The sequence below is a fragment of the Streptomyces laculatispora genome, assembly GCF_017353455.1.
Taxonomy (GTDB): Bacteria; Actinomycetota; Actinomycetes; order Streptomycetales; family Streptomycetaceae; genus Streptomyces; species Streptomyces laculatispora.
In genome coordinates this window covers 1-24,106 of the sequence record NZ_JAFMPZ010000052.1, presented here as the reverse complement: position 1 = coordinate 24,106, position 24,106 = coordinate 1, and the positions used below count along the sequence as shown (strand labels likewise).

The following is a 24,106-nucleotide window of genomic DNA, read 5'->3' as shown; positions in this document are numbered from 1 at the left end:
TCGGGGCCCCGGGGTCAGCGGTAGTCCTCCAAGTGACTCTGCATCCAGGTGTTGATGCGGTCGCGCGTGCCGATCAGGTCCTTGTGGTGCCTCTCCAGGTTGGCCGCGGAGGTGTCACCGGCCAGCGTGGTGCGCAGCGCGGCCGTCCACGCCAGGGGCTCCTTGAAGTGGCCGGGCCCCTGCTGGTCGGCCTTCATCGACGCGTCCAGCCCGGTCAGTTCCTCGTTCACCCGGCCCAGGAGGTAGGCGCAGTCCCCGGCACCGGGGGTGCAGGTGTCGTCGAGGGTGGCCTGGAGGCCGGCGAAGGCGTCACGTACCTTCTCGGGTCCGGCCGGGTCCTCCTGCGCGTCGGCGCCCGCGCCCGCCGTCTCCGGGGCGGCCTCGGCCGTCCTGGCCCGGTCGGCCGACTCGTGCGTCGACCGGGCCACCTGCGGGACATCGTCTCCGGGCCCCCGCGACGTGGCCGCCTCGGAGCAGCCCGCCAGGGAGGTCACCAGGGCAGCAGCCGCCAGTGCCGCAGCGTGTCTGCGGGCGCGGATACGGACAGACATGAGAGGCCCCCCTCGTCGGAATTCCCAGACCCTACCCGGCCGCTCAGCCGGTGATCAGCTTCTGGAGCGCGGGCGCGTAGAGGTCGGCGATGTGTTCCGGGGTGGCCAGGGCGCCGGCCCCCTCGCGGTGGAGGCTGAGGGTCGCGCCGAGGCCGAGGAGGTGTCCGGCCAGGAGCTCGGCGCGCAACGCGCGGTCCCGGCCGGAGAGCCGGGCGGTCAGCGCGTCGGTGACCTGTTCGTGGAACCGGTCGCGCAGGAGCGAGCGTTCGTCCTGGTTGCCGAGGGAGAACACCACGCGCAGGAGCGGGTCGGACTTGAGCTCGCGGCGGCGGGTCACCAGCGTGACGACCATGTGGCGGCCCAGCAGGCCGAGCGGGGCGTCGAACAGTTCCGCGGCGGCCGGACCGAAGTCGGCCACCGTGTTGAACAGCTCTTCCTTGCGGCCGAAGTGCTTGACCACGAGGGCCGGGCTCACCCCGGCATCCGCGGCGATCCGGCGGATCGTCACCTCGGCGTACGGGCGCTGGGTGAACGCCCGCCGCGCCGCGCGCAGGATCGCGCCCCGGCCGGTACCCGCGTCCGCGGACCCGGTAGCCGGTGCGATGGCCTGGCCGCCGGTCATGCGCCCTCCTGGATCGGTGCTGTCCGTACACCGCCCTCGCGGATGCCCGGCGCCTTGCGGCTCTCCCCGACCGTACCCGCCCCGGCAGGCTTGCGGCCCGGCAGGAACAGCGCGACGGCCAGGGCCGCGAGCGCCGCACCCGCCGCGATCACGAAGACCAGCTGGTACGCGTGGAGGGTCGGGGCCGTCCGGCCCCCTGCCTGGAACGTGATGTTGGCCAGGACGGCGGCCACCGTCGCACTGCAGAAGGCCTGTCCGATCGACCGCATGAGGGTGTTCAGTCCGTTGGCCGCCCCGGTCTCGCTGACCGGGACTCCGCGCATCACCAGCGCGGGCAGGGCCGAGTAGGCGATCGCCGTGCCCGATGCGACGACCGTCGCGCCGGCGATGATCATCCAGAGGCTGTGGCTGGTGAAGTACCGCACCCCGTAGCCGACGGCGATGATCCCGGCGGCCAGCGCCAGGCTGACCTTCGGGCCGCGCCTGGCGGATATCCGCGCGGAGACGGGCGAGAGCGCCACCATCGACACACCGCCCGGCAGCAGGCACAGTCCGCTGACGACGAGCGAGGCGCCGAGCCCGTAGCCCGTGGCCTTCGGCTCCTGCACCATCTGGGCGGTGACCAGCGAGTTCGCGTAGAACGCGAAGCCGATCAGCAGGGCGGCGACATTGGTGAGCAGTACGGCCGGACGGGCCGAGACCCGCAGGTCGACCATGGGCGTCGCGACGCGGAGCTCGTACACGCCCCAGAGCAGCGCCACCACGACGGCGGTCGCGAGCAGGCCGACCGTCCGGACCGATCCCCAGCCCCAGTCGGCGCCCTGGGTGACCGCGAGCAGCAGGCAGACCAGCGCGGCGGACAGGCCCAGCGCGCCGACGGCGTCGAAGCGGCCGCGGCTGCGCAGCGGGGACTCCGGCACACAGCGCAGGACCAGCGCGATGTCGATGAGGCCGATCACGCCGGAGACCCAGAACATGGTGTGCCACTCGAAGTTCTCGATGACCAGAGCGGCGACCGGCAGGCCGATGGCCGCGCCGATCCCGAGCGTGGAGCTCATCAGCGCGACGGCGGACAGGACGCGCTCGGGCGGGAGCTCGTCGCGCAGGATGCTGATGCCCAGCGGTACGACGGCGATCGCCGCGCCCTGCAGGGCGCGGCCGGTGATCAGCACCCCGATGTGCGAGCTGACCGCACAGAGCACCGAGCCCACCACCAGCACCGCGAGCGAGGCGACGAGCACCCGCCGCTTGCCGTACATGTCGCCGACCCGGCCCAGGACCGGAGTGAAGACCGCGCCGGTGAGGAGCGTGACGGTGACCAGCCAGCTCGCGGCGGCGGGGGTGGCACCGGTCAGCTCGGGGATGTGCGGCAGCAGCGGGACGACGATCGTCTGCATGACCGCGACCACCACACCGCAGAACGCCAGCACGCCGACGGCGAAGCGGGGGTGCGGGGCCTGGACTGCGGGGGTCTCGGGATCGACGGGGACCGGTATGTCCGCGGGCATGTCTCTCCGTACGGTGCTCGGCGTCAAGGCAGGGGTGTACATGCGTTCACCCTCAGGGTAAACGCATGTACACCCCCTCGGCGACGGGGCGCCCGGAGGCCGCGTTAGCCTCGGATCCGAGAAGCAGATCCGAGAAGCGGATCCGGCGACGGACGAACAGGTGGAGGTGGCCGCGATGGCGAGGATCCCGGCAGCGGCAGTGGCGGCGGGCGGACTGGTCGGCGGCTACGCCGTCGCACGGTGGACGAGGAAGCGCCCGCTGGGCGGGGTCGCCCTCGCAGCCGCGGGCACCGCCGCGGCGTACGAGTGGAACCGGCAGGCCGGGCCGCGCGCCGCCGCCGGTCTGACCACCGCCTATGTGGCCGCCTTCGCGGGATCGCACCCGCTCGCCAAGAAGATCGGCGCGTGGCCGGCGGTCTTCACCGTGGCGGGCACGGTGGCCGCCGCGTCCTGGGCGGTCACCCGCCGCGCGGCCTGAGCGCCGAGCCCTCCACGCCGTCCACCCGGCTTCCAATCGTCTTCCACGCGTCGTCCACCGGGACGGCCGGGTCGGCATCGCCGCAGCCCCGCACGCCTCGTACCGCCTCGCATGTACCCGAAGAACTCCCGTACGGCGGCGGTGCGTCATAGGGTTATGGGCAGAGACGGAGGTCCTACGTGGTGGAGCCGAAGCCCGACGGAAGGTTCGCTTGCGAACTGGTCCTCAACGGGGATGCACGAGCGGAAGCGACTGCCGATCTGGGCCGGAAGCTGTCCGAGAACGGGGCCGAGCGGGTCGTACCGGCCTACGCCTCACGGCCCGCGCCCGGACGGCGCTCGGGCGGTGTCGTCGAGGTGGCCACCCTTGTGGTGACCTGGGCCGGAACCCTGGTCCCGATCATCGACACGGTCCGCGGCTGGCTGATCGAGGGACGCAACGCCCCTTCGGGGAACGGCACGGGCGGGGCGGACGGGACCGGCGGCGTCACATCGATCACGGTCATCATCGGGGACGACCAGGTGGAGATCATTCAGCCCTCCACCGCGTCCGAGGAGCGGCTCGTCGAGGCGTTCATCCGGCGGCACAGCCCGTCATGAGCGAGCCGGCATGAGCGAGCCGGACACACTGAACGTCCGGGTCACCGCACAGGGCATGACCGTTCGCTACGAATACGACCTGCGGGTCGGCGGTTCGGCAGGCGACAGCCCTCCGCTCGACATGGAGTACACGGTCGAGGTCGACCCGGGACTGGTGAGAGGCTGCCGCACCCGGATCGACCAGGCCCTGACGAAGGCGGCCGCCGGCGAATCGGACCCGGGCCCCGGCCCCGCCAAGGAGCTGGCCAAGTGGGGCAGGCTGCTCCACGAGCATCTGTTCCCGCGGGTACAGGGCAGTGTGGCCGAGCTGGTGACCCGGCTGCACGCGTCGTCCGGTCCCCTCCTGGTCCGTACGAACGAGCAGGAGGTCCCGTGGGAACTGCTGCACGACGGTACGGACTTCCTCGGCCTCGAACACGACCTCGGGCGCCGGCTGATGGGCAAACGCCCCGTCGTCGGCGGGCGCGGCATCAGCCGGGTCCGCCGCGCGCTCATCGTGGGCGACACCCTCGGCGACCTGCCCTCCGCCCGTGAGGAGGTGGCCAAGGTCGCGGCGTGGCTCGGCGACCGCGGCATCGCGTGCACGGTGCTGCTGGGGCAGGAGGCCACCCTGCTCGACGTCGTCACGGAACTGGCCTCGGAGGACACGCCCTACGATCTCTTCCACTTCTGCGGTCATGTGGCGACCGGCTCCGGCACGACCGGGCTGATGATGCACGACCGCCAACTGCTCGGCGAGGTCGTCCTGCAGACCCTCTCCTCACGTGGTGCGCCACCCGTGGCCTTCATCAACGGCTGCGCCTCCGCCGGGGAGGGCGAGGTGGCCAACATGTGCATGTCCTTCATGGTCCTGGGCGCGAAGACCGTCGTCGGCACCCGCACCGATGTCGCCGACGAGGGTGCCTGGGAGTTCGCCGCCGAGTTCTACGGGCAGCTGCTCGCGGGCAAGCCGGCCGGTGCCGCGGTCCGGGCGGCCCGCACCGCGCTCCGCGACCGGCCGGACGCCGCCTGGGCGTCCTTCATCCTGTACGGCGACCCGGCCGCGGGCATCGCCAGGAACGTCACCGCGGGGAGCCCCCAGCATCCGGGACCGCCCGACGACGACCTGACGACCGCACTGGCCCCCGACGCCCAGCGGCTGATGCGGCGGGTGCGCGCGGCCTCCGCCGACCGGGGCGGAGTCGCCTCGGTCGACCTGCTGCAAGGGCTCCTCGGCGAGGCGGACATCCGGCAGCGGATCGAGGAGAGCATCGGGGCGGACGTCATGGAGGCTCTCGACCAGGTGATCCGCCAGGTCCTCAGCCGCAGCTCCGGCCCGGACAGCGGCACCGGCAGTGGCAGTGGCAGTGGCACCGCACGCGGCAGCATTCTGTCCGACACGGTCAACCGTGTGTTCGCGGACGCGGCCACCCGCGCCGCCGCCGACGGCAGGAACGCCGTCACCACGGCCGACATCACCGAGGCCTTCGTCGCCGTGGGCGGCGGCGTCGCCTCCCGGCTGCTGGAACTGTGCGGGGTCCCGCTGGCCCGGCTGCTGCCGGACAGCGGGACGGACAGCGCAACAGCCGGCGAGCCCGGCAGCGGGACGGACACCCCGGTCAAGGACATCGTGGTCCTGCCGGCTCCCACCCCGAACGGCGACGAGCGGCTGCCGATGGACGACTTGAGCCGCAGCGCCATGGGCATAGTGCGGCTCGCGAACCTGCTGGCCGACACCCGCGGCGAGGTGATCGGCACCTACACGCTCCTGCTCGCCTTCGGCGCGATGGGCAGCGAGGTGCTGCGCCGCGGCATGCACGAGCAGGGGACGCCCGGGGAGCTGGCCTACCGGCAGCTCTCCGGAATGCTCACCCCCCGGCGCCGCGACCTGTCCCCCCGGGTCCATGACGTACTGGACCGGGCCCGCCGGCACAGCGCGGCCGGACGCACCTCCGCCGGTCGCGTCGGCGAGGCCGCCATCCTCCTCGCCCTGCTCCAGGACGAGGAGTCGTCGGGGCGTGAGCTGATGCGGAGGATCGGGGTCGACCCCGATCTGCTCATCCAGTCCCTGGGCCGGACCCACTGACTTCGCGGGCCCCACTGACGTCGCCGGGCACGCTGCTCCCACCCGCTTCGGCCTGCTCCGCGAGCCGCGCGAGCCCCTGGGCCGCCTTCGGGTCCCCCGGTCTGCGGTCGAGCACCTCCGTCCACTGCCGGTACGCCTCGGAGCGGTCACCCAGCCGGAGGCCCGCCAGGGCCAGGGCGTTGCGCGCCTCGGTGTCGCCCGGACACCAGTGCACCACCGCGGCGAAACAGTCCCGTGCGGCCGCGAGGCGGCCCGCGCGTGCCGCGGCGAGTCCCTGGTTGAACAGGTACGCCGGATAGATGTGCAGCCGCGCGTATCCGGACAGCGGCGTGCGGCAGCCCCCGCAGACCTCCGCCCCGTACGCGTTCTCCTCGCGGCACAGGAGCACCGGGCAGCGGACGCTCATCGCCGCGGCCCCCGGTTGACGGCCTCGGGAATGGCGGGGCCGCGCCCTTCGTCGGACGAACCCGTGATGATGCTCTTCACCTGGATCAGGCGCTGGCGTTCCTGCGCCGCCTCCTGCTGGACCCGGTTCGGGTCCTGGGCGATGAGGGCCTGCAGTCCGGCGAGCCGCTGCCCGATGTCCTCCACGTCCTGCCGGTGCCGGGCCGTCGCGGTACCGGAGGCCTGCACCAGCCTGCGTACCTCGTCGAGCATGTCCAGGGCGCTCCGCAGCCGGGACGCGGCCATCTCGGTCGGGGCGACCGGATCGTTCTCCTGCTGGTGGCGGTAGGCCACCGACCGCAGGTGGTCGAAGACGTGCTGGAGCTGGGTGATGACCTCCGAGTACGACCGCTGGTCACCGGCGTCGAGGGCCCGCTCGCCCTGCTCCCGCTGGGCCTCGACGGCCGCCGCGATCTCCCGCTCGTCGTGCGGGGCCTCGGTTCTGTCGCTGATCGTGGCCACGTACCGGTTGAGCTCGCCGCAGTCCTTGACGAGCTCCTCGAAGTCCGACCTGGGCGGCTGCAGAGCTCCGTCCTGGGGCTTGCCGACGGATTCGGCGATCGCCTGCATCTCCTCGAACTCGTGACCCGCGACTGCTTTCTCGCCGCCTGCGAGGGCCTGGGAGAAGGCATTCCGCGCCATCTCCATCTTGGCCTTCTGCACGCTGCGTTCGCCCGCCGGCAGGAACTCGACGCCCTGCTCGAAGGCGCGCTTCAGCTCGGCCACCTTCTCCTCGTCCGGCAGCTCGGCCTCCGGCGGCAGCTCGACGAGTGCCTCGAAGGGGTGGTCACCGATCGAGCCGCGCACGGTGATGAGCGAGTGCACGTCCATCTCCACATCGAGGTCGATGGCCGTGCCCCTGGAGGTGGAGGACGGCACCGGCACGGTGATCACCTGGATCTGGCGGGCCTGCTGGTACAGCCGGAACTCCACCGTGTCGGTGTCACCGGGGTGGCTGAACTCGTAGCGCTCCTTGAACGGCAGCGACCGCAGCGCGGGGATCAGCTCCTCGCGCTCCGTACGCCCCTCGCGGGACACCTCCAGCAGGATCGGCTTGGCGTTGATGGCCGCGCTGACCGGGTTGCCCACCGGCTTGGCCCCGGCGTCCCGGTCGTGGACGACGGCGCGTCCCACGGTCGCCAGCAGCTCCCCCTCGGCGTCGAACACCTCGATGGTGAGCAGGCTCTGCGCGTCCGGCTGCACGGGAATCCGGGTGAACGCGAAGCTGCCGCCCGCCTTGAGCTGCGCCTCGTCCTCGTACTCCTCGGTGCTGAGCCGTACCGAGCCGCCGCCGAGATCGAGATCGGGGTCGAGCGCCTCGACCCTTCCGCCGACCACCGTGCGGTCCGCGGCCGTGACCACCGTGCCGCGGAAGCCCACCCGGACCGTCCGTTCCTCGTTCAGGATGTCCAGGCCGCCCACCGCCGAGGCACGCACGGCGGCGCCCAGCGCGACGACCGTGTCCACCTGCTCGTACACCGGCTCGGTGCACCTGGCCCGCGGCGAGTCGGGAGCCGCGGACCCGGCGGTGGGCGAGCAGAGCCGGCTGCGCACCATCTCCCGGACCAGCGGCAGATGGGTGGACCCGCCGGCCAGGATGATCTGGTCCACGTCGGCCAGGGTGACCCCGGACTCCCTGGTCGCCTGGTCGAGCGCCTCGTCGCAGTACTGGAAGGTGCGCTCCAGCAGGGGCCGGGCGATCTCGTCCAGTTGAGCGCGCTCCATCACGGTGTCGATGACGACGCGCTGCCCGTCCTTGTCGGTCAGCCCTCCGGAGTCCCGGAGCATGAACTCCGTACTGTTCGACAAGCCCTTCTTCACGGACTCCGCGAGGGACTTCAGCCGCCGGAAGCGCAGCCGGTCCTCGGCGTCGTTCTCCAGGTCCAGCTCCATCGCCCAGTCGTCGTCCTGGATCAGCCGCTGGAGGTGGCGGGCGAGCGCGGTGTCGATGTCGTCCCCGCCCAGCATGGTGTTGCCGCTGATGCCGAGCACCCGGAAGTCGGCCGCCTTGCAGCGCACCACACTCACGTCGAAGGTGCCGCCGCCGAGGTCGTAGACCAGGAAGGTGCCGTCCCGGGTGCCGGTCCGCCAGCAGTAGTGGCTCGCGGCGGCCGTCGGCTCGTGCAGCAGGTCCACCACCCGCAGACCGGCGGCCTCGGCGGCGCTGCGGGTGGCGTCGATCTGCGGCTGGTCGAAGTACGCGGGGACGGTGACGACGGCACGGTCGACCACCCATTTCACGTCCGGGGTGTTGAACTTCGCGATGTCCTCCTCGATCTGCCGCTTCATCTCCCGCAGGATCTCGGCCGAGATCTCGACGGGGGTGCGCTCCTCGCCCGCCAGGGTCACCGTCCTGCGGGAGCCCATGAGGCGCTTGACGGAGGTGATCGGCTCCGGCTCGCTCCCCACCCGCGCGAACGCCTTGCGCCCGACGACCAGTTCGCCGTTGCGCGGGTTGCGCCACACGCAGCTCGGCGTCGTGCGGGCGTTCATCCCGCCCTGGTGGATCACGATGCCGGTGTCGGTCGGGTTCATCACCGCCACGGCGCTGTTGGTGGTCCCCAGGTCGATCCCGACGGCCTTGCTCACGTACTGCGTCATGCGTCGTTCTCCATTCCGGCGCTCAGCGGGGCGCCCATGATCACTTGTCCCAGCCGTACGACCGTGCCGCGGTCGAGCACGATCGGCTCCACGGTTTCCGCCACCACTTCGGCGGTGAACTCGGGCCCGTAACGCCACCCGGCGATGTCGACGACGTCCGCGACCGACTCGTACGGCTTGCCGGTGGGGTCCTGTGTGGTGATGTCCATCGCGTGCAGCGGTTCGAGGACCTGCTTTCTGGCCACGTGCAGCCGGCGGCCCAGCGCCTTGGCGCCCATCGCCTCCAGCGGACCGGCCGCCTCCCGCAGCAGCCCGTCCAGCCGGGCCACGTGGACGGCCAGCTCGGTGAGGACCTTCCGGGTCGCCGCCGCCTCCTTCTCCGCCCTGTTGCTCTCGCTCTGCAGGTCCGCCCAGTACCGCTGGAGCACTGCGGCCATCTCACGCCCCGGGCTGACGGGGTCCGGCTGCTCCGGCCCGCCCAGCCCTTCCGGCAACGGGCGCTCCTCGAACCCGTCCCAGTCGGCATCGGCCCCGGCCGGAGTCGCACCGGAGTCAACGCAGGGCGCGTCAACGGAGGGCGCGTCACCGGGGGTCGAGGCGGGCCCGGAAGCCGCGGAAGGGTAATCAGCCGAAGAGGACATCACGCACCTCCAGCGGCGGCCGCTCCAGGTGCAGCGGCACCGGGGCGTGGTCCAGGGCGGGACGGATGTCGACGTCGGGCGGGGCCAGCATCCCGTCCAGCAGCAGCCGGGCCACGGCGGCGAGGTCGAAGTCCGCCGCCCGGGGCGCCTCCACCCCCGCGGACGAGGCGTCGAACGCGACGGGAGGGCGCCCGTACTGCCGGGCGAAGTCGTCCCACCGCTCGCCGCGGTAGTCCGCACCCGGCGCCTCCAGCAGTACGTGCAGCTCCCGGGTCTCCGCCAGGCCCATCAACTCGTCCTTGGCCCACTCGGCGAGCGCGCCCGCGTCCTGTTCCCCGATCACGGCGAGCTCCCGGAATCGCTCCGCCACCTCCTGCTCGCTCGCGGACACGGGAAGTCCGAGTACATGAAAGGGATTGGGCTTCATAGGTCTCCTCCACGCTTCACGGGTCTCCTTCACCTCACGTGCTGTACCGGTCATAGAGGGTGCGGGCCACCTCGGACGAGGAGTCGAGTCTCATGGCCCGTCGCATGCACGCGAGGGCTTCGGGCCGGTTTCCGGAACCGAAGTGGCTCTGGCCCTGGAGGATCAGGGCGTGTGCACGGTTCCTGTCGTTGTCGGCCAGCTCGTGCGCTTCCCGCGCGAGGGCCAGGGCGGCCGAATGGCGCCCCGCTTCGAGGTTTCGCATGCCTGCCTTCAGGGCGCCGAAAAACGGTGCCTCCGCCAGCAGTTGGGGGGCGCTCACATTGCCGGGGTCCCACTTGAGTGACGTCTCGTACGCCACGGCGGCGGTGCGTCCGTCCTGCGCGACGTACAGTCCGCGGTACACGAAATGCTCGCCGAGCGCGCTGTTGGCCGGAAGGTATCCCTTGCCCGGAGTGCAGAGCGGGGCGAGCGCGTCGGCGAACTTGCGCGCCTTTCCGGACACTTTCCGGTTCTCGTCGGCTCTGCCCATTCTGTAGAGGCAGTTCTGCAGCTCGTTGTACCAGTGGAGTCCGGTCTGGAGCAGGCGGGGAAGCGGCACTCCGAGACCGATCAGTGCTTCCAGCCCGCGGATGCCGGATTCGTAGTCCTTGTCGATCCCGTCGGACAGTTTCGCGATGGCGGCGGGGTCCCTGAGCGTCTTCTCGGCGCTCTTGATGACCTCGGCGCACCAGGCGTCGATGACCGAACCGGCCAGCGTGGACGACTCGGCCCAGAGCGCCGCGTCGACCGCCACGGACCACGGGATGCCGAACTCGCGCAGCAGGCCGTCGACGGCGGGCTCCCCCGTACGGGCGGCCTCCAGCACCCGCAGGTGCAGCCGGGCGGTGCCCTTCTCCCCCGCCTGGAGTGCCTCGGCACCGAGCTTGCGATGCAGGTCGAACAGTTCCTGGCACACGGTGGCGCGCAGCCGCGTCCGCGCCTGGGGCCCGGCGGGCGTCCCGCCGTGCTGCTCCCAGAATTCCTCCGAGGCCAGCAGCAGGGTCCACAGCACGGTGGCACGGGCGAGGTGTCCGCCCGCCCGCGCGGCGGACGCGGGCTCGCCGAGCGCCATGCCCCGGTACAGCAGGGCCAGGGTGTGGTGGACGCGGACGTCGTACTCCCGGTTCCTCACGGAGTCCTCCCAGCTCCGCCGGACCCCTTTGCGCCCGCCCGACCTCAGGGCGCCGAGCAGCTTGGCATCGTTCTGGACGACCGCCTCCAGGGCCGCGTACCGGCCGGGCCGCTCCCAGGGCACCCGCTCCCGCTCGGCGCCGGGGAAGACGGCGCCCAGCAGACGGCCGACGTGGACGTCGAGTTCCAGGCCGCGCGCGAGCGATTCGGCCCGGCCGCGGGACGGGACGCCCTTCGGCGCGGGCCCCGCCGCCGGCAGCAGGTCGGCGGCCTGGCGCAGCAGCTTCGCTCCCCGCAGCGGATCCTGCGCGTTGCGGGCGGTCACGGCCTTGTAGCAGAGCAGCCGGGCGTACTGCACGCGGACGGGGCCGACGTCGTGTTCCCCCTGGTGCGCCGCGTGGTACGCGAGCATCCACTGCTCCTCGGCCAGCTCGTACTCCCCCACGGCGGTCGCGCAGCCCGCCAGGAGCGCCGGGTCGAATCCGGCGGCGCCGGTGCCGGTCAGCCGCTTGACGAGGCCGGCCAGCGGGTGGCCCTGGCCGGAACGGTTCCTGGCGGCTGCGGGGCGGCCGGGTTTGCCGCTGCTGCCTGGCTTGCCCTGGGAGCGCGACAGAAGACCGGGCAGCAGCCTGTTGACGTCGGTGACGGCGGCCAGATCGCAGTCGGGCGCGGCTGCGGACAGCAGGCCCAGGCACCGGCTCGGATCGCTCTCGACGAGCCCCGCCGCACGGATGACACGGAGCAGGGCGGCCTGCTCCCCGGAACCGTCCGGCGGGGGCGCCGCGGGCGGGCGGCCGTCCAGGGTGTCGGCGAGCAGGGCGCATACGGCGCTGTCCGCGGGAGCGGCCCTCAACTGCCGTACGGCGCCTCCCTGGTCGCCCCGCGCAAGCTCGCCCGAGGCAAGGGCCAGGGCCAGCACCGGCTGCACGGTGCCGGACGGTCGCGGCGCCGGAAGCGGGGGGCGCCCGGCGGCCGGCCGTGCCAGCGCGGCGGCCGTGACCCGGTCGGCCAGCGCGTGCACCTCCGGCAGGGCGTGCCGGTCCGCCAGGTCCCGCACCAGCAGGGCGAGGGCGTTCCGGCGGCCGGGATCGTCGCTGATCATGCCCGCGCGGGCGAGCGCGGCGGCCAGCGCGGTCACGGTCCGCGGGTCCGGCTCGTCGGCCTCGTCGACCAGGGCGATCAGCCGCCCGCACAGCCCCAGGCCGACGGCTTCCGGGTCCTCGGCCAGCCGCGCCAGGCCCAGGACCCATTCGGCCCAGGGGTGTCGCGGGACGGCGGGCGACGGTCCGGCCGGCCCGGGGGTGACCCCGTGGGCGACCGTCCGCGCGGCCCGCAGCAGCTCGGCGGCGTCCGGGGGCAGGGCGTCCGGCCCGGCGGCGAGGGCCCTGCCGAGGTCCCTGGCCGCCAGCCGGGCGTGGTACGGGGCGTCGTCGGGGTCCAGTAACGGTCCCTCCCCGGCCAGTTGGTGCAGCCGGATCGCGCCGAGCGCGTACGGCAGCTGCGGAATCCGCCGGTCCGCCACCTCGGCCAGTGGGTCCGCGACGGCCTCGTCCGGTCCGCCTCCGGCCTCCTGGGCCCACACCCTCAGCAACTCCGCCTTCCGGCCGCTCCGTCCGGCGAGCAGCCGGTGCGCCCTGCCCGGGCGGCGCTCCTCCAGGTGGTGCGCCGCCAGCACCAGCGCCGCCCGCTCGTGCCCGAGCGCCAGGGCCGCACCGAGTAACCGCCGCCCCTCCTCCGGCTCCTCGCGCAGCGCCAGCAGCCCCGACCACAGGAGCCGGTCGGCGCGCGGCAGCCGCCGGTACAGCGGCTCCCTCACCAGCGCCGCCATGTCTGCCGCCCCAGCCGCCCCAGTCGCCCGGCCGTACGCCTCGCCCAGGGCCGTGCGCAACGCCTCCAGCCGCTCCGGCCGGCCGCCGCCTTCCGCGGGCAGCCCGGGTCCGGACCCGGACCTGTCCGGGCCGGCGGACGGCCTGATCCCCGTGGCCAGGTCCTGGCGGACCCGGGCGATCCGCTCGTAGCCGGGCGGGGCGGCCGCCGCGGCGTGCGCCGCCTCCGCGCCGGGCACCGCGTCCGGTCCGGTGTCCAGCAGCAGGCGGGCGAGCGCCCAGTCGTCGGGACTCCCGGTCACGGTGCCGGTGAGCGCCCGGAGTCCGGCGTGGTCGCCGGACAGCAGGTGCGACCAGGCGGCGTGGTAGCGCCATTGCGGGAGGGAGGAGTCGTCCGACGCCAGGGGGACGAGGAGATCGCGGGCGCGTGCGGCGTCACCGTCCAGCAGGTGCAGGCGGCCCAGTGCGTAGGCGGGCCAGAGACCCGCCTCCCGGGTCAGGTCGAGTGCGACCAGCCGGCCGGCGGGCGGCGCGGGTACGTCCGTGTCCGCGTCGAACCAGGCCAGTACGAGGCCGAGTTCGGCCGCCGCGGCGACCTCGGGCGCGGCTCCCCGGGCGGCGGTGAACGCCCACTGCGGAATGTTCGCGGCCTGCCCGTCCCGTACGTAGGAGACCAGCAGTCCGAGGAGGGCGGTCTCGTCGCGCGGGTCCGCCGCGCAGGCGTCGAGGAAGTGGTCCCGGGCCGCGTCGGTGTCCGCCGTGACGAGCAGCCGGTAGAGCCCGGCCGCGCGGTCCGCCCCCGGGAGTCCGGCCGCCGCCAGCGCGGCCGCCTGCCGCAGCCGCACCGGGTCCGAGGAGAAATCCACCCGCAGCACATCGATGGCGAGCTCGACGACCGAGGGGGGCCGTGGACCGGGCCGGCCCAGCAGGTCCCCGTAGATCTCCAGAGAGGGCACGTCCCGCTGGCCGGAGCGGGCCAGATCGTCCGCCAGTGCGGCCCTGGCCCCGTCCTGGACCGACTCCGCCCAGTACAGCCGGGTCAGCAGAGCGTTGGCCCGCTGCTCCTCGCCGCGCCCGAGGAGCGCCGTGGCCAGCGGGCGGACCGCCTGGTCGAGAGGTAGCGCACCGGCCTGCGCGACGAGCCCGCCGATCCGCTCCAGCGCCTCGAAGTCGGGCTCGGTGAGCAGCTGCCGGAACGGCTGTCCGACGATGGACCGCAAGAAGTCGGTCCACATCTCAACGGCCGCCTCGGGGCGCTTCTCCATCCGCTCGCGGACTTCGCGCAGCCGTACCAGGCCGCTGTGCGGGTCCGGGTCTTCGAGGGCCGCCTTCCACTGCCTGCGCAGCCGCCCCGAAGGGCTGAGGAGGTCACCGAAGGATGAGGGCGGGCTCATGCCGCTGCGCTCACCCCCTGCCCTGCTCGCGCCGCAGGAGGTCCTCGAAGTGGGCGCTCTGAAAGGCGTTCCCGGCCCGCCGGTAGGCGTCGGCCGTACGTTCCAGCAGGGCGCAGCGTTCCTTCCGGGTCCGCAGGAGGGTGCTGCCGCGCACCAGCTTCCAGGCTTCGGCGAGCTGCCGGGCGGAGCCGACGGGGTCACCCTGCGCGTCGAGCAGCCGGGCGAGTTCGCCGCGCAGGGCCAGCCGGACGGCGGGCGGGAGGTCCTCCGAGGCGGAGTCCAGGCAGGTGCGCAGGGTGTGGCACGCGGCGGCCGGATCGCCGTCGGCGGCCTGCTCGCGGGCCCGCTCCAGCGCGCTCTCGCCGGGCGGCGGGCGATGTGTTCCGGCCTCGGCCCCGGCGAGCGCGTCCAGGAGTTCCGCCGCGCTGCGGAAGCGCCTGGCGGGATCGAACTCCAGGCAGCGCAGGACGACGGCGTCGGTCTCGCGCGTCACGGTGTTGTTCAGCCGCGACGGCGGGGTCACCCCCCGGCCGTCCTTCTTCTGCCGGTAGAGCCAGTCGCCGTGCAGGGTGTCGGGCATCCCCGGCGGCGGTATGAGGTGTGCGAAGGGGAGCCGGCCGGTCAGCCCCTCGTACATCAGGACCCCGAGCGAGTACAGGTCGGAGGCGGGCACGCTCTGGCCCTGGGAGGTCTCGGGTGCCATGTACGTCAGGGTGCCGGCGACTCCGGGTACGGTCCCGGACTCCAGCAGCCTGGCGGCGAGGCCGAAGTCGATCAGCCGTACGGTCAGGTCCGAGCCCAGCAGGACGTTGTCCGGCTTGAGGTCCCGGTGCAGCAACGGCTGCTCCAGGGCGTGCAGTCCGCGCAGCGCCACACAGATCTGCCGCGCCCAGTTGAACAGCAGCTTGGCGGGAACGGTCTTCAGGGTCTCGAACTGGGCGGCGAGCGTGGTGCCCTGGACGAACTCCATCACCAGGAACGCCCGGCCTCCGGCGTCGTGGGCCAGCCCGCCGTCGTACACGTGGACGAGGTGGCGGCGCGCCTCGGAATCGGTCATCCCGTCCATCGCCTCGGCCAGCCGCAGGATGTCGGCGAACTTCTCCTGGGCATCCGTCTCGGTCATCCCCGCGTCCCGGGAGATCTTGCAGGCGACCCGGCGGACGGGGCGGCCGAGGATGCGCTGCTCGCTGAGGAAGACCGCGCCGAAGGCGCCGCCGCCGATCCATTTCGTCAGCAGATAGCGGTCGTTGATCACCCGGCCCTCGAACGACCGCAGATCGGTCCCGGCTCCGTCACTCATGGCCTGTCCTCGTCCCCGTGTCCGCCGCCGGCCCCGGTGCGGGGGTGAAGCGGACGTCCGTGCGAGGTCCGCCGCCGGGTCCGACGGGGCGGAAGTCGAGTTCGATGCGGGCGCACCGCCGGAACTCCTCCTCCCGGCGCTCCTGTTCGAGAAGGATGGGATTCTCGATCAGGTCCGAAAGGATCTTCGCGATGATGCGGCCGCCTTCCTTGCCGCCCGATCTCTCGTTCATCAGATGTCCCCGATCTGCGGTGTAGAGGATCAGCGAATCGGGGACGATCAGTTCTTTCTCCCTCTTGTCCAGCCAGAATTCGCACTGCCGGTCGACCAGTCCGCGGCAGATTCCGGTCATCGCGTCCAGGCCCAGCGGGCGGAACACGATGATCCGGCGGATACGCGCCAGGAACTCGGGGGAGAAGACAGGTCCGCTCCGCGTGCGGTTCCCGATCTGCGGCAATGTCTCTTTCACCCGGGCGACGATCTCCTCGTCGGACCGGCCCTCCCGGGTCATCCGGGAAATGATCTCCTGGCCCGCGTTGCTGGTGAGGATGAATATCGCCCGGTCACCGTGGGCCTTGACGCCGCGCTGGTCGACGATCCAGCCCTCGTCGAAGAGGTTGAGGAAGGGCCGCCAGACCTCGGGGTGCGCCTTCTCCGCCTCGTCGAGCAGGAAGACGCAGTACGGGTCGGCGTTCAGCTCGTTGATGAGGCGGCCGCCGCGCTCGTAGCCGATGTATCCCGGCGGGGAGCCGATGATGCCCGACACGCTGTGTGCCTCGGAGAAGTTCTCCATGGGGTAGGTCTGCAGCCGTTTGGAGGAGGAGTAGAAGCTCGCGACGGTCTTCGCCAGCTCGGTCTTGCCCGTCCCGGTCAGCCCGGCGAAGAGCATCACGGAGGCGGGGCCGCCGCTCGCCCCGGCCAGGCCCGACTTGATGCGGCGCAGCTCGCTCGCGACGACCTCGACCGCTTCCCGCTGGCCGAAGACGGAGCCGCCCAGCGCCTGTGCGTAGTCGGTCCGTTCGCCGCCCGTGCCGGCGATCTGCCCGGCGGGCACGCCCGACACCTCGGCGATGACCCGCACCACGTCCTCGGTGTTCACCACGGCCCGGGTGTCGCCGAGCTGCGTACGGCGGTAGTCCAGGTCCTCGCAGGCCCGTCGGAGCACCTTGACGGCGGCGAGCGGCAGCCGCTGGTTGAGGATGTAGTCCCCGGACATCACGACCGCCCGGTCGACGGCGCGGTCGTCGACCTCGGTCCTGAACTCCGCTTCCAGCGCGTCCGCCGCCTGGCGGACCATGTCCCGCGCACAGGCACGGTCCGGCTCGGTCATCTCGATGCGGGTGGTCAGTTCACGCAGGGCGTGGTCGGCGGCCAGCAGGTCGTCGTACTCCTGGCCGGACAGCACCCCGACGAGCTGGATGCGGCGCTCCTTCAGCGCGCTGCGCAGGGCGGGTACGTGGTCGGTGCCGCCGGGGCCGCGGAGGATGGCTCCGAGCCCGTCCAGGCACACGATGAGGTCGGTGCGCCCGGCAACGTGGCCGATGATCCGGGCGAGCTTGGCGCCGCTCTCGACCTCCGGTACGTCACGGCAGTCGATGTGCAGCAGGCGCTTGCGCCGCAGGAAGGGCAGCTCTCCCGCCGCCGCGCGCCTGGCCAGTTCTCGCACCAGGCTGGTGGTGCCGACCCCGGCGGGCCCGGTGATCAGCACATGGTTGCCGGTCGTACGGTGCAGGGCCCGGCCGAGCGTGTCGAAGTAGCGCTCCAGGTGCCGGGCCGGCGCGATCCCCCGGGTCCGGGCCAGCCAGGTGAGGTCCTCGGCGGGAGGCAGCTCCGGCGGGAAGCGGAAGGAGACCTCGCGGGGCCCCGTGGCGCGTGCCTCCCGGACGGCCTGGGCGAGCAGTTCGCGCATACGGGCCAGGTCCACCCGGAGCGGTGCGGCCTCGAACACCGATGCCAGCCTGGGCGGCGGGTCCTCCAGCAGGGCGTCGAGCAGATGCGGTGTGTCGACCAGTTCGGCGCCCCAGACCACGGCCGCCCGCTGGGCCCGCCGGAGCAGGGCGAGCTGGGGCTCTCCGAGGCCGTCGCGGTGCAGCGGCGGCGCGTCCTTGCCGTGCTGGGACAGCCGGAAGGCGCCGCTCAGCAGTTCCGCGACCTTCGCCAGGCCCAGCTGCGGGGGGATCTGGAGCCGGACGAGCCGCTCGGTCAGCCCCTCCGTCTCGCCGAGCAGGGCGAGGAAGCAGTGCGGCGGCAGCAGCCGGTCGTACCCCAGCTCACCGGCGCGGCCTGCCGCCTGCTCCAGCACCGCCCAGGCGTCCGCCGAGAACTCCTCGGAGCGCAGCCGCCCGGTGTCGTCCAGCAGGGCGGGGGGCGGCTCGGTGCTGATGCGGACCTGGTCGCGCAGGGCCCGGGCGGCGGCCGCGGCGTCGAGGATCCGCAGGAACTGCTGGTCCCCCGGGTCGGGATGGTCCAGCACACAGGCGATGAGCAGTTCGAGGCAGACCGGGCGCAGCCGGTCCTCGTCCTGGGCGAACTCCGCGGCGAAGCCGTCCAGAGCGGTCAGCGTCTCGGCTGCGAACCGCTCACGCCGTCCGTCGAAATCGAAGTCCCCGCCGTCCCGGCTCCCCGGGTTGTACACCGCGATGGTCTCCAGCAGGTGCCGCGGCCTGGCGCCCTCGTCGAGCGTGAGCGCGAGTACCGACAGAACTCCCTGGTCACCGGAGTCGATTGCGGCGTACAGGATGTCACTCGGACGGACCATACCCGCGCAGCGCTGCGTCGCCGCCGAGAGAATATCGATAGCGCGTTCGTCACGAAGTGTGTGCGGAGTGAAGATCCCTTCCGAAAACAATGACAAAATGACGGTACCCCCGTACCCGTTCCCGGAATGCCGTGTCCGAGGGGAATGCCGGAGCCGTCGGCAGGTTCCCCTTTGCATTCACAGTTTGACACGAGCGCGACAACACCTGTCTGCGATGGCGCACATTATTCGGCTCCACGGGCGCACAACTCCCCGGAATTGGCTTCGATCCTTCTTGACAGCTCATCCGTTCGACCGATGAGCCGTTTCGGTCCCGGAACGGCCGGCGGCGGGATTCGCCGATTACCCGCCCAGCGCCCGTGACACCGTATAGATCGCCAGCCCGGCCAGCGCACCCACCACCGTGCCGTTGATGCGGATGAACTGCAGGTCGCGGCCGATGTGCGCCTCGATCTTCTTCGATGTCTGGTCCGCGTCCCAGCCGGCCACCGTGTCGCTGATCAGCGACGTGATCTCCGCCCGGTACGTCGTCACGACGTACACCGCCGCGTCCTCCAGCCAGCCCTCCAGTTTCGCCTGGAGACGGCCGTCCGTCGCCAGGCGGGCGCCCAGCGACATCAGGGAGGCGCGGGCGCGCAGGCGCAGTTCGCTCTGTTCGTCCTCGGCCGCCGCGATGACCATCGTGCGGACCGACGACCAGGCGGACGCGATGACGTCCTGGACCTCGCCGCGTCCCAGGACCTCCGACTTCAGCCGTTCCACCCGGGCGCGGGTCTCCGAGTCCGTCTGGAGGTCGGCCGCGAAGTCCGTCAGGAACGTGTCGATCGAACCGCGTGCCGGGTGCCCCGGCATGTCGCGCATCTCCGTGATGAAGCGCAGCAGTTCCTTGTAGACCCGCTCCCCCACCCGCTTGTCGACGAATCGCGGGGTCCAGCCCGGCGCGCCGCCCTGCACCGCGTCCATCACCGAGTCGCCGTGCAGCACCAGCCAGTCGTGAGCCCGGACACAGACCAGGTCCACCACCTTGCGGTGGCCGCCGTCGGTGACGACCTTCTCCAGCATCTTGCCGAGGCTCGGGCCGATCTCCGCCGCGTTCGCCCGCCGGGTGATCGCCTCACCCACCACGGCCTGCACGTCCGAGTCGCGCAGCACCGTCAGCGCGCCGCGCAGCGCGGTCGACAGCTCGGCCGTGACCCGGTCCGCGTGCTCCGGTTCGGCGAGCCACGCACCGAGGCGGCCGCCGATGCCGAGGGAGTGGATCCGGTCCCGTACGACACCGCCCGACAGAAAGTTCTCACCCACGAAGGAACCGAGTGAGGCCCCGAGCTGGTCCTTCTTGGTGGGAATGATGGCGGTGTGCGGAATCGGCAGGCCGAGCGGACGCTTGAAGAGTGCCGTGACGGCGAACCAGTCGGCCAGCGCACCCACCATGCCCGCCTCGGCGGCCGCGGCGACGAAGCCCGGCCAGCCGCCCACCCCCTCGTTCTTCGCCCAGGTGGCGAGGACGTACACGAGCGCGACCAGCAGAAGGAGGCCGGAGGCCATGGTCTTCATACGGCGTACGCCGCGACGCTTCTCCTCGTCCGCGGCGGTGTACGAGAACGAGGCCAGGGAGGCGGAGCGGCGGGTGCCCGCGCCCCTGCCCCCCGCGGCCTCGGCCGAGCCCTCGCCCGCCTCCGTACCGGCCCCCCGCTCGCCGGGTCCGGTGCCTTCGATCCGTTCCATCCGCTCCACCTGTCCGCGTACGCGTCGCCCCCCGGCGCCCCGTACACATTGTCCTTGCCTGACCTACTCCCGGGCCGCACATTGAGTTCCCCGCGCCCTGCCGCATCATGGAACCGACCCACCAACAGAGGAGACACACCGCCCATGCCCAGGCGCCAGGGGTACGCCCTGCTCATAGCCCTCGTGGCCGGCACCGCCGCGCTCGCCGCCGTCGTGGCGTTCACCGGGTCGCTGCTGTTCTCCGGGCCCCGGGCGAAGGCGTCCGCCGCCACCGGGCCGCAGAGCACGGCCCGCACGCCCGCGGCACCGGCGCACTCCTCCGGGCTCTGGCTCGCCACCTGGGCCGCCGCACCCGTCCTCGGAGCGGCCGACCCGAACCACGGCCAGGACCTGGTCCACCGCACCATCCGCAACGTCGTGCACACCAGCGTCGGAGGCAACGCGGCCCGCGTCACCCTCTCCAACCTCTTCGGCAAGCAGCCGCTGCTGATCGACAACGTCACCGTGAACACCCGCCCGGTGACGTTCCGCGGCGCCCCGTCCACGATCGTCGGCGCGGGCAGGCAGCTGGTCAGCGACCCCGTCGTCGTCCCGGTCGCCGCCGACGCCGACCTCGTCGTCACCCTGCGCACCCCCACCGCCCGCGGCCCCGTCACCGTGCACCCCAACAGCCACCAGAGCTCCTACGTGGAGACCGGGCAGGGCACCTGGCGCAGCACCGCCTGGCGCTACCTCACCGCCGTGGACGTGCACAGCCCGACCGCCGCCGGGACCGTCGTCGCGCTCGGCGACTCGCTCACCGCCGGCACCGGCTCCACCACCGACGCGAACAGCCGCTGGCCCGACGTCCTCTCCGACCGGCTGAACGGCCGCTACGCGGTGGTGAACCAGGGCATCGGCGGCAACCGCATCCTGCGCGACGGCATCGGGCAGCGCGCCCTGGACCGCTTCGAGCGCGATGTGCTGGGCGTCACCGGCGCGAAGACCGTCATCATCGCCCTCGGCATCAACGACGTGCAGGGCTTCCCCCAGGAGAAGGACCCGCAGCGGATCACCGACGCCCTGCGCACCATGGCGCAGCGGGCCCACGCGCGCGGGATGCGGGTCGTCGGCGCGACCCTGATGCCGTACGACGGCTACCGAAGCTGGACCCCCGCCCAGAACGCCGTACGCAACCGGGTCAACGAGACGATCCGGGCCGGCAAAATCTTCGACCAGGTCCTCGACTTCGACCGCGACATGCGCGACCCGGCCCACCCGGACCGGCTGCACCCCGCCTACGACTCCGGTGACCATCTCCACCTGAACGACGCGGGCTACCAGCGCCTGGGCTCCCTGGTGGACCTGGCCGACCTGGTACGCGTCCGGCCGACGTCCGACGCGCTCTGAGGGACGACGGGGCGGGGCGAACGCCCCGTCACCTGCCGCCGTCGCCCTTCTCCAGCCGGCCGCGCGAGCGCCCCGTCTCCCGCAGCTGCTGCTTCTGCGCCTTGCTCCGCTTGCGCTCCACGCCGACGCCGCCCATCAGCGCGAAGCCGGTGACCCGCACCCGGGGGGAACCCGGTGCCGGGATGCCCTCGTCCTTCCCGTTCTCCCCGAAGCCGCCCATCACGCCGACGCCCCGGACCTCGACATTCAGGTCCGGCGGGACCGTCACCTGCATACCGCCCATGATCGTGAAGCAGCGGATGACCACCTCGCTGTCCTCGAAGTTCGCCTCGCGCAGATCGATCTCACCGCCGCCCCACATCGCGAACGCGGTGAACTTCCGGCCGACCGTCCAGTTGCCCCGGCGGCGGAAACCGCCCCAGAACGCGAAGGCGCCGCCCGACGTCGCGGGCCCGCCCACCCGGTCCTGCCAGCGGGCCATCGAACCGGTCCGGGGCTGCCCCGCGGCCACCGGCGCCACCGCGGCACCGACGGCCGGAAGGTCGCGGACGATCGGTTCCAGCTCCCCATGCGTGCGGGCCTTGTAGGTGGCGTCGAGGCGCTGGTCGAACTCCTCCATCTCCAGCCTGCCCTCGGCCACCGCCTCACGCAGAATCTCGGCAATGCGCTCACGCTCGGCGTCGGAGGCACGCATGTCCGGATGTTCACTAGTCATACCGCGCAGCCTATTGAACGCGTACGTTCCCGTCACCGATCCAAGTGCCCGTGGCCGACGCGTACATCTTCGCGATCACGGCCTCGATGTCCGGCTCCCGCACCGAAAGATCGACCATCGGGTACTCCGCGGCGATCCGCGCCACCAGGGGCGCCGCCGACGCGGACGCCGGGAACGCCAGCCACTGCCGCGGCCCCTCCACCTTCACCGTACGCACCGAAGGCTCCGACTCCAGCCGGATCGGAGGGAGTTCACGGTCCAGATCGACCACCAGCATCCGCTCGCTCTCCCCCGCCTCATGCAGCCCGGACAGCGCCCCGTCGTACATCAGACGGCCGTGATCGATCACCATCACCCGCTTGCACAACTGCTCGATGTCCGTCAGGTCATGGGTCGTGAGCAGCACCGTCGTACCGCGCTCCGCGTTCAAGTCCCGCAGGAATCCACGGACCTTGGCCTTCGACACCACATCGAGGCCGATCGTCGGCTCGTCGAGGTACAGCACCTCCGGATCGTGCAGCAGTGCCGCCGCGATGTCGCCGCGCATCCGCTGCCCCAGCGAAAGCTGCCGCACCGGGACATCCAACAGCTCCTCCAGATCGAGGAGTTCGACACACCGGTCGAGGTTGGCCCGGAACCGGGCGTCGGGGACGCGGTACATCCGGTGGACCAGACGGTAGGAGTCACGCAGCGGCAGGTCCCACCAGAGCGTGGTGCGCTGCCCGAAGACCACACCGATCCGGTGCGCCAGCCTCGTCCGCTCCCGGGAGGGATCGATGCCCGCCACCCGCAGCGAACCGCCGCTCGGGGTGAGGATGCCCGTCAGCATCTTGATCGTCGTCGACTTCCCCGCCCCGTTCGGGCCGATGTAGCCGACCATCTCACCACGCGCCACCCGGAAGCTGATGCCGTCCACGGCCCGCACCTCACGGCGTTCGCTGCGCATGAAGCCCGTCCGGCGGCGGACGTCGAAGACCTTCTCCAGCCCGTTCAGTTCGATGAAGCCGCTGTCGACGCCGGTGTCCGCGCCCATGTCCAGTACCCCGCCCCGCTCGATGTCCGTCAACTTCCCGTACTCCGGTACGCCCGCAGACCCGCGCGCCAGGCGAGACCCGCGACCACCCAGCACCCGACCGCCACCACCGGCGGCAGGAACGCCACCCAGTCCGGCAGGTCCAGCGGATACTCCCGGCCCAGCACGTACAGCGCCGGCAGCCAGTTCACGAACGCCAGCGGCACGACGAACGTCACCCCGCGCACCAGATCCTTCGCGAAGACCGTCGGCGGGTACTGGAGCAGCGTGTTGCCCCCGTACGTGAAGGAGTTCTGCACCTCCGAGGCGTCCTGCGCGAAGAACTGGAACGCCGCCCCCGCCACGAACACCGCCCCGAAGATCGCCGCCCCGCTCAGCAGCATCAGCTGCACCATCACCACCTTCAGAACGGTCCACCCGATGTCCAGGGTCACCAGCGCATAGCCGAGCACCAGCAGCCCCTGCGTGATCCGCCCCAGCCTGCGCAACGCGAACCGGTCCGCCGCCACCTGCGCGAGCACCGGAACCGGCCGCACCAGCAGCGTGTCCAGCGTCCCGTCCCGCACCCGCCGGCCCAGCCGGTCCATCGACCCCATCACCAGATCCGCCAGGCCGAACGCCGTACCCGCGGCCCCGTACAGCAGGGCGATCTCCGGCAGCGTGTAACCGCCCAGCACATCCACGTGCGAGAACATCAGCATGATCGCGACGAAATCGAACGCCGTCGCCGCGAAATTGCCGACCGCCGTCATCACGAACGACGCCCGGTACGCCATCGTCGAACGCAGCCACATCGCCGCGATCAGCCCGTACGCCCGGACCCCCTCGACCACCCGCGACCGCGGCGCGAACACCACCGC

The 24,106-nt window shown here is 72.3% G+C and carries 18 protein-coding genes; 4 read left to right on the top strand and 14 right to left on the bottom strand.

What is annotated here, in order from left to right; all coding sequences use genetic code 11:
• Positions 1–14: 14 nt before the first annotated feature.
• From J1C73_RS02210 to J1C73_RS02200, 3 genes are read right to left on the bottom strand one after another with little or no spacing between them, the layout of a single operon-like run.
• Positions 15–551, bottom strand: a complete 537-nt coding sequence (locus J1C73_RS02210; RefSeq protein WP_207314819.1) for a hypothetical protein — start codon at positions 549–551, stop codon at positions 15–17.
• A gap of 43 nt (positions 552–594) precedes the next feature.
• Positions 595–1,173, bottom strand: a complete 579-nt coding sequence (locus J1C73_RS02205; protein WP_124284115.1) for a TetR/AcrR family transcriptional regulator — start codon at positions 1,171–1,173, stop codon at positions 595–597.
• Positions 1,170–2,681, bottom strand: coding sequence for an MFS transporter (locus J1C73_RS02200; RefSeq protein WP_123471338.1), 1,512 nt, complete (start codon positions 2,679–2,681; stop codon positions 1,170–1,172). Before J1C73_RS02200 ends, J1C73_RS02205 begins: the two co-directional genes overlap by 4 nt.
• Before the next feature lie 175 nt (positions 2,682–2,856).
• Between J1C73_RS02200 and J1C73_RS02195 the strand changes: the two genes are divergently transcribed.
• The 3 genes from J1C73_RS02195 (at position 2,857) to J1C73_RS02185 (ending at position 5,823) form a co-directional block, all read left to right on the top strand.
• Positions 2,857–3,159 (top strand): hypothetical protein, encoded by a 303-nt coding sequence (locus tag J1C73_RS02195; RefSeq protein WP_123471339.1) that lies wholly within the window; start codon positions 2,857–2,859, stop codon positions 3,157–3,159.
• Positions 3,160–3,338: 179 nt separating this feature from the next.
• Entirely contained in the window at positions 3,339–3,758 is a 420-nt protein-coding gene (locus J1C73_RS02190; protein ID WP_207314818.1) for a hypothetical protein, read from the top strand.
• Between the two features lie 10 nt (positions 3,759–3,768).
• On the top strand, positions 3,769–5,823 hold the full coding sequence (locus tag J1C73_RS02185; RefSeq protein ID WP_207314817.1) for a CHAT domain-containing protein: 2,055 nt from the start codon (positions 3,769–3,771) through the stop codon (positions 5,821–5,823).
• Here the strand turns inward: J1C73_RS02185 and J1C73_RS02180 are convergent.
• The 8 genes from J1C73_RS02180 to J1C73_RS02145 all read right to left on the bottom strand — a co-directional run bounded on the left by J1C73_RS02180 (position 5,795) and on the right by J1C73_RS02145 (position 20,109).
• The gene (locus tag J1C73_RS02180) at positions 5,795–6,229 is read right to left on the bottom strand and encodes a tetratricopeptide repeat protein (protein WP_207314816.1); all 435 of its coding nucleotides are present in this window, start codon (positions 6,227–6,229) and stop codon (positions 5,795–5,797) included. The two genes, J1C73_RS02185 and J1C73_RS02180, sit on opposite strands and share 29 nt — an antisense overlap.
• A complete protein-coding gene (locus tag J1C73_RS02175; RefSeq protein ID WP_207314815.1) occupies positions 6,226–8,868 on the bottom strand; it encodes an Hsp70 family protein in 2,643 nt (880 codons plus the stop codon). Before J1C73_RS02175 ends, J1C73_RS02180 begins: the two co-directional genes overlap by 4 nt.
• A complete protein-coding gene (locus J1C73_RS02170) occupies positions 8,865–9,362 on the bottom strand; it encodes a hypothetical protein (protein WP_207314814.1) in 498 nt (165 codons plus the stop codon). The genes J1C73_RS02175 and J1C73_RS02170 overlap by 4 nt, the downstream gene beginning before the upstream one ends.
• A 130-nt stretch (positions 9,363–9,492) precedes the next feature.
• Positions 9,493–9,936 carry a hypothetical protein gene (locus J1C73_RS02165; protein WP_207314813.1) on the bottom strand — a complete coding sequence of 148 codons (444 nt, stop codon included), beginning with the start codon at positions 9,934–9,936 and terminating at the stop codon, positions 9,493–9,495.
• 34 nt (positions 9,937–9,970) lie between these two features.
• A complete protein-coding gene (locus J1C73_RS02160) occupies positions 9,971–14,326 on the bottom strand; it encodes a tetratricopeptide repeat protein (RefSeq protein WP_207314812.1) in 4,356 nt (1,451 codons plus the stop codon).
• Between the two features lie 10 nt (positions 14,327–14,336).
• Complete coding sequence (locus J1C73_RS02155) at positions 14,337–15,626, bottom strand: serine/threonine-protein kinase (protein WP_207314811.1); 1,290 nt, start codon at positions 15,624–15,626, stop codon at positions 14,337–14,339.
• A complete protein-coding gene (locus tag J1C73_RS02150; protein WP_207314810.1) occupies positions 15,619–18,384 on the bottom strand; it encodes an AAA family ATPase in 2,766 nt (921 codons plus the stop codon). The genes J1C73_RS02155 and J1C73_RS02150 overlap by 8 nt, the downstream gene beginning before the upstream one ends.
• A 342-nt stretch (positions 18,385–18,726) precedes the next feature.
• Positions 18,727–20,109: a DUF445 domain-containing protein gene (locus J1C73_RS02145; protein ID WP_207314809.1), complete on the bottom strand. Its 1,383-nt coding sequence runs from the start codon at positions 20,107–20,109 to the stop codon at positions 18,727–18,729.
• A gap of 144 nt (positions 20,110–20,253) precedes the next feature.
• Between J1C73_RS02145 and J1C73_RS02140 the strand changes: the two genes are divergently transcribed.
• Positions 20,254–21,498 carry an SGNH/GDSL hydrolase family protein gene (locus J1C73_RS02140; RefSeq protein ID WP_207314808.1) on the top strand — a complete coding sequence of 415 codons (1,245 nt, stop codon included), beginning with the start codon at positions 20,254–20,256 and terminating at the stop codon, positions 21,496–21,498.
• Positions 21,499–21,526: 28 nt separating this feature from the next.
• Here J1C73_RS02140 and J1C73_RS02135 read toward each other — a convergent pair whose 3' ends face one another.
• The 3 genes from J1C73_RS02135 to J1C73_RS02125 are packed head-to-tail and all read right to left on the bottom strand — an operon-like array spanning position 21,527 to position 24,103.
• Complete coding sequence (locus J1C73_RS02135) at positions 21,527–22,192, bottom strand: DUF1707 SHOCT-like domain-containing protein (RefSeq protein ID WP_207314828.1); 666 nt, start codon at positions 22,190–22,192, stop codon at positions 21,527–21,529.
• Positions 22,193–22,223: 31 nt separating this feature from the next.
• A complete protein-coding gene (locus J1C73_RS02130) occupies positions 22,224–23,246 on the bottom strand; it encodes an ABC transporter ATP-binding protein (RefSeq protein ID WP_207314827.1) in 1,023 nt (340 codons plus the stop codon).
• A gap of 29 nt (positions 23,247–23,275) precedes the next feature.
• The gene (locus J1C73_RS02125) at positions 23,276–24,103 is read right to left on the bottom strand and encodes an ABC transporter permease (RefSeq protein ID WP_207314826.1); all 828 of its coding nucleotides are present in this window, start codon (positions 24,101–24,103) and stop codon (positions 23,276–23,278) included.
• Positions 24,104–24,106 lie beyond the last annotated feature (3 nt).

What these genes read in the sequence shown, in the direction of transcription:
- J1C73_RS02210 (WP_207314819.1), bottom strand. Translation starts at nt 551, where the DNA reads ATGTCTGTCCGTATCCGCGCCCGCAGACACGCTGCGGCACTGGCGGCT.
- J1C73_RS02205 (WP_124284115.1), bottom strand. Translation starts at nt 1,173, where the DNA reads ATGACCGGCGGCCAGGCCATCGCACCGGCTACCGGGTCCGCGGACGCG.
- J1C73_RS02200 (WP_123471338.1), bottom strand. Translation starts at nt 2,681, where the DNA reads ATGCCCGCGGACATACCGGTCCCCGTCGATCCCGAGACCCCCGCAGTC.
- J1C73_RS02195 (WP_123471339.1), top strand. Translation starts at nt 2,857, where the DNA reads ATGGCGAGGATCCCGGCAGCGGCAGTGGCGGCGGGCGGACTGGTCGGC.
- J1C73_RS02185 (WP_207314817.1), top strand. Translation starts at nt 3,769, where the DNA reads ATGAGCGAGCCGGACACACTGAACGTCCGGGTCACCGCACAGGGCATG.
- J1C73_RS02180 (WP_207314816.1), bottom strand. Translation starts at nt 6,229, where the DNA reads ATGAGCGTCCGCTGCCCGGTGCTCCTGTGCCGCGAGGAGAACGCGTAC.
- J1C73_RS02175 (WP_207314815.1), bottom strand. Translation starts at nt 8,868, where the DNA reads ATGACGCAGTACGTGAGCAAGGCCGTCGGGATCGACCTGGGGACCACC.
- J1C73_RS02165 (WP_207314813.1), bottom strand. Translation starts at nt 9,936, where the DNA reads ATGAAGCCCAATCCCTTTCATGTACTCGGACTTCCCGTGTCCGCGAGC.
- J1C73_RS02160 (WP_207314812.1), bottom strand. Translation starts at nt 14,326, where the DNA reads ATGAGCCCGCCCTCATCCTTCGGTGACCTCCTCAGCCCTTCGGGGCGG.
- J1C73_RS02155 (WP_207314811.1), bottom strand. Translation starts at nt 15,626, where the DNA reads ATGAGTGACGGAGCCGGGACCGATCTGCGGTCGTTCGAGGGCCGGGTG.
- J1C73_RS02150 (WP_207314810.1), bottom strand. Translation starts at nt 18,384, where the DNA reads ATGGTCCGTCCGAGTGACATCCTGTACGCCGCAATCGACTCCGGTGAC.
- J1C73_RS02145 (WP_207314809.1), bottom strand. Translation starts at nt 20,109, where the DNA reads ATGGAACGGATCGAAGGCACCGGACCCGGCGAGCGGGGGGCCGGTACG.
- J1C73_RS02140 (WP_207314808.1), top strand. Translation starts at nt 20,254, where the DNA reads ATGCCCAGGCGCCAGGGGTACGCCCTGCTCATAGCCCTCGTGGCCGGC.
- J1C73_RS02135 (WP_207314828.1), bottom strand. Translation starts at nt 22,192, where the DNA reads ATGCGTGCCTCCGACGCCGAGCGTGAGCGCATTGCCGAGATTCTGCGT.
- J1C73_RS02130 (WP_207314827.1), bottom strand. Translation starts at nt 23,246, where the DNA reads ATGGGCGCGGACACCGGCGTCGACAGCGGCTTCATCGAACTGAACGGG.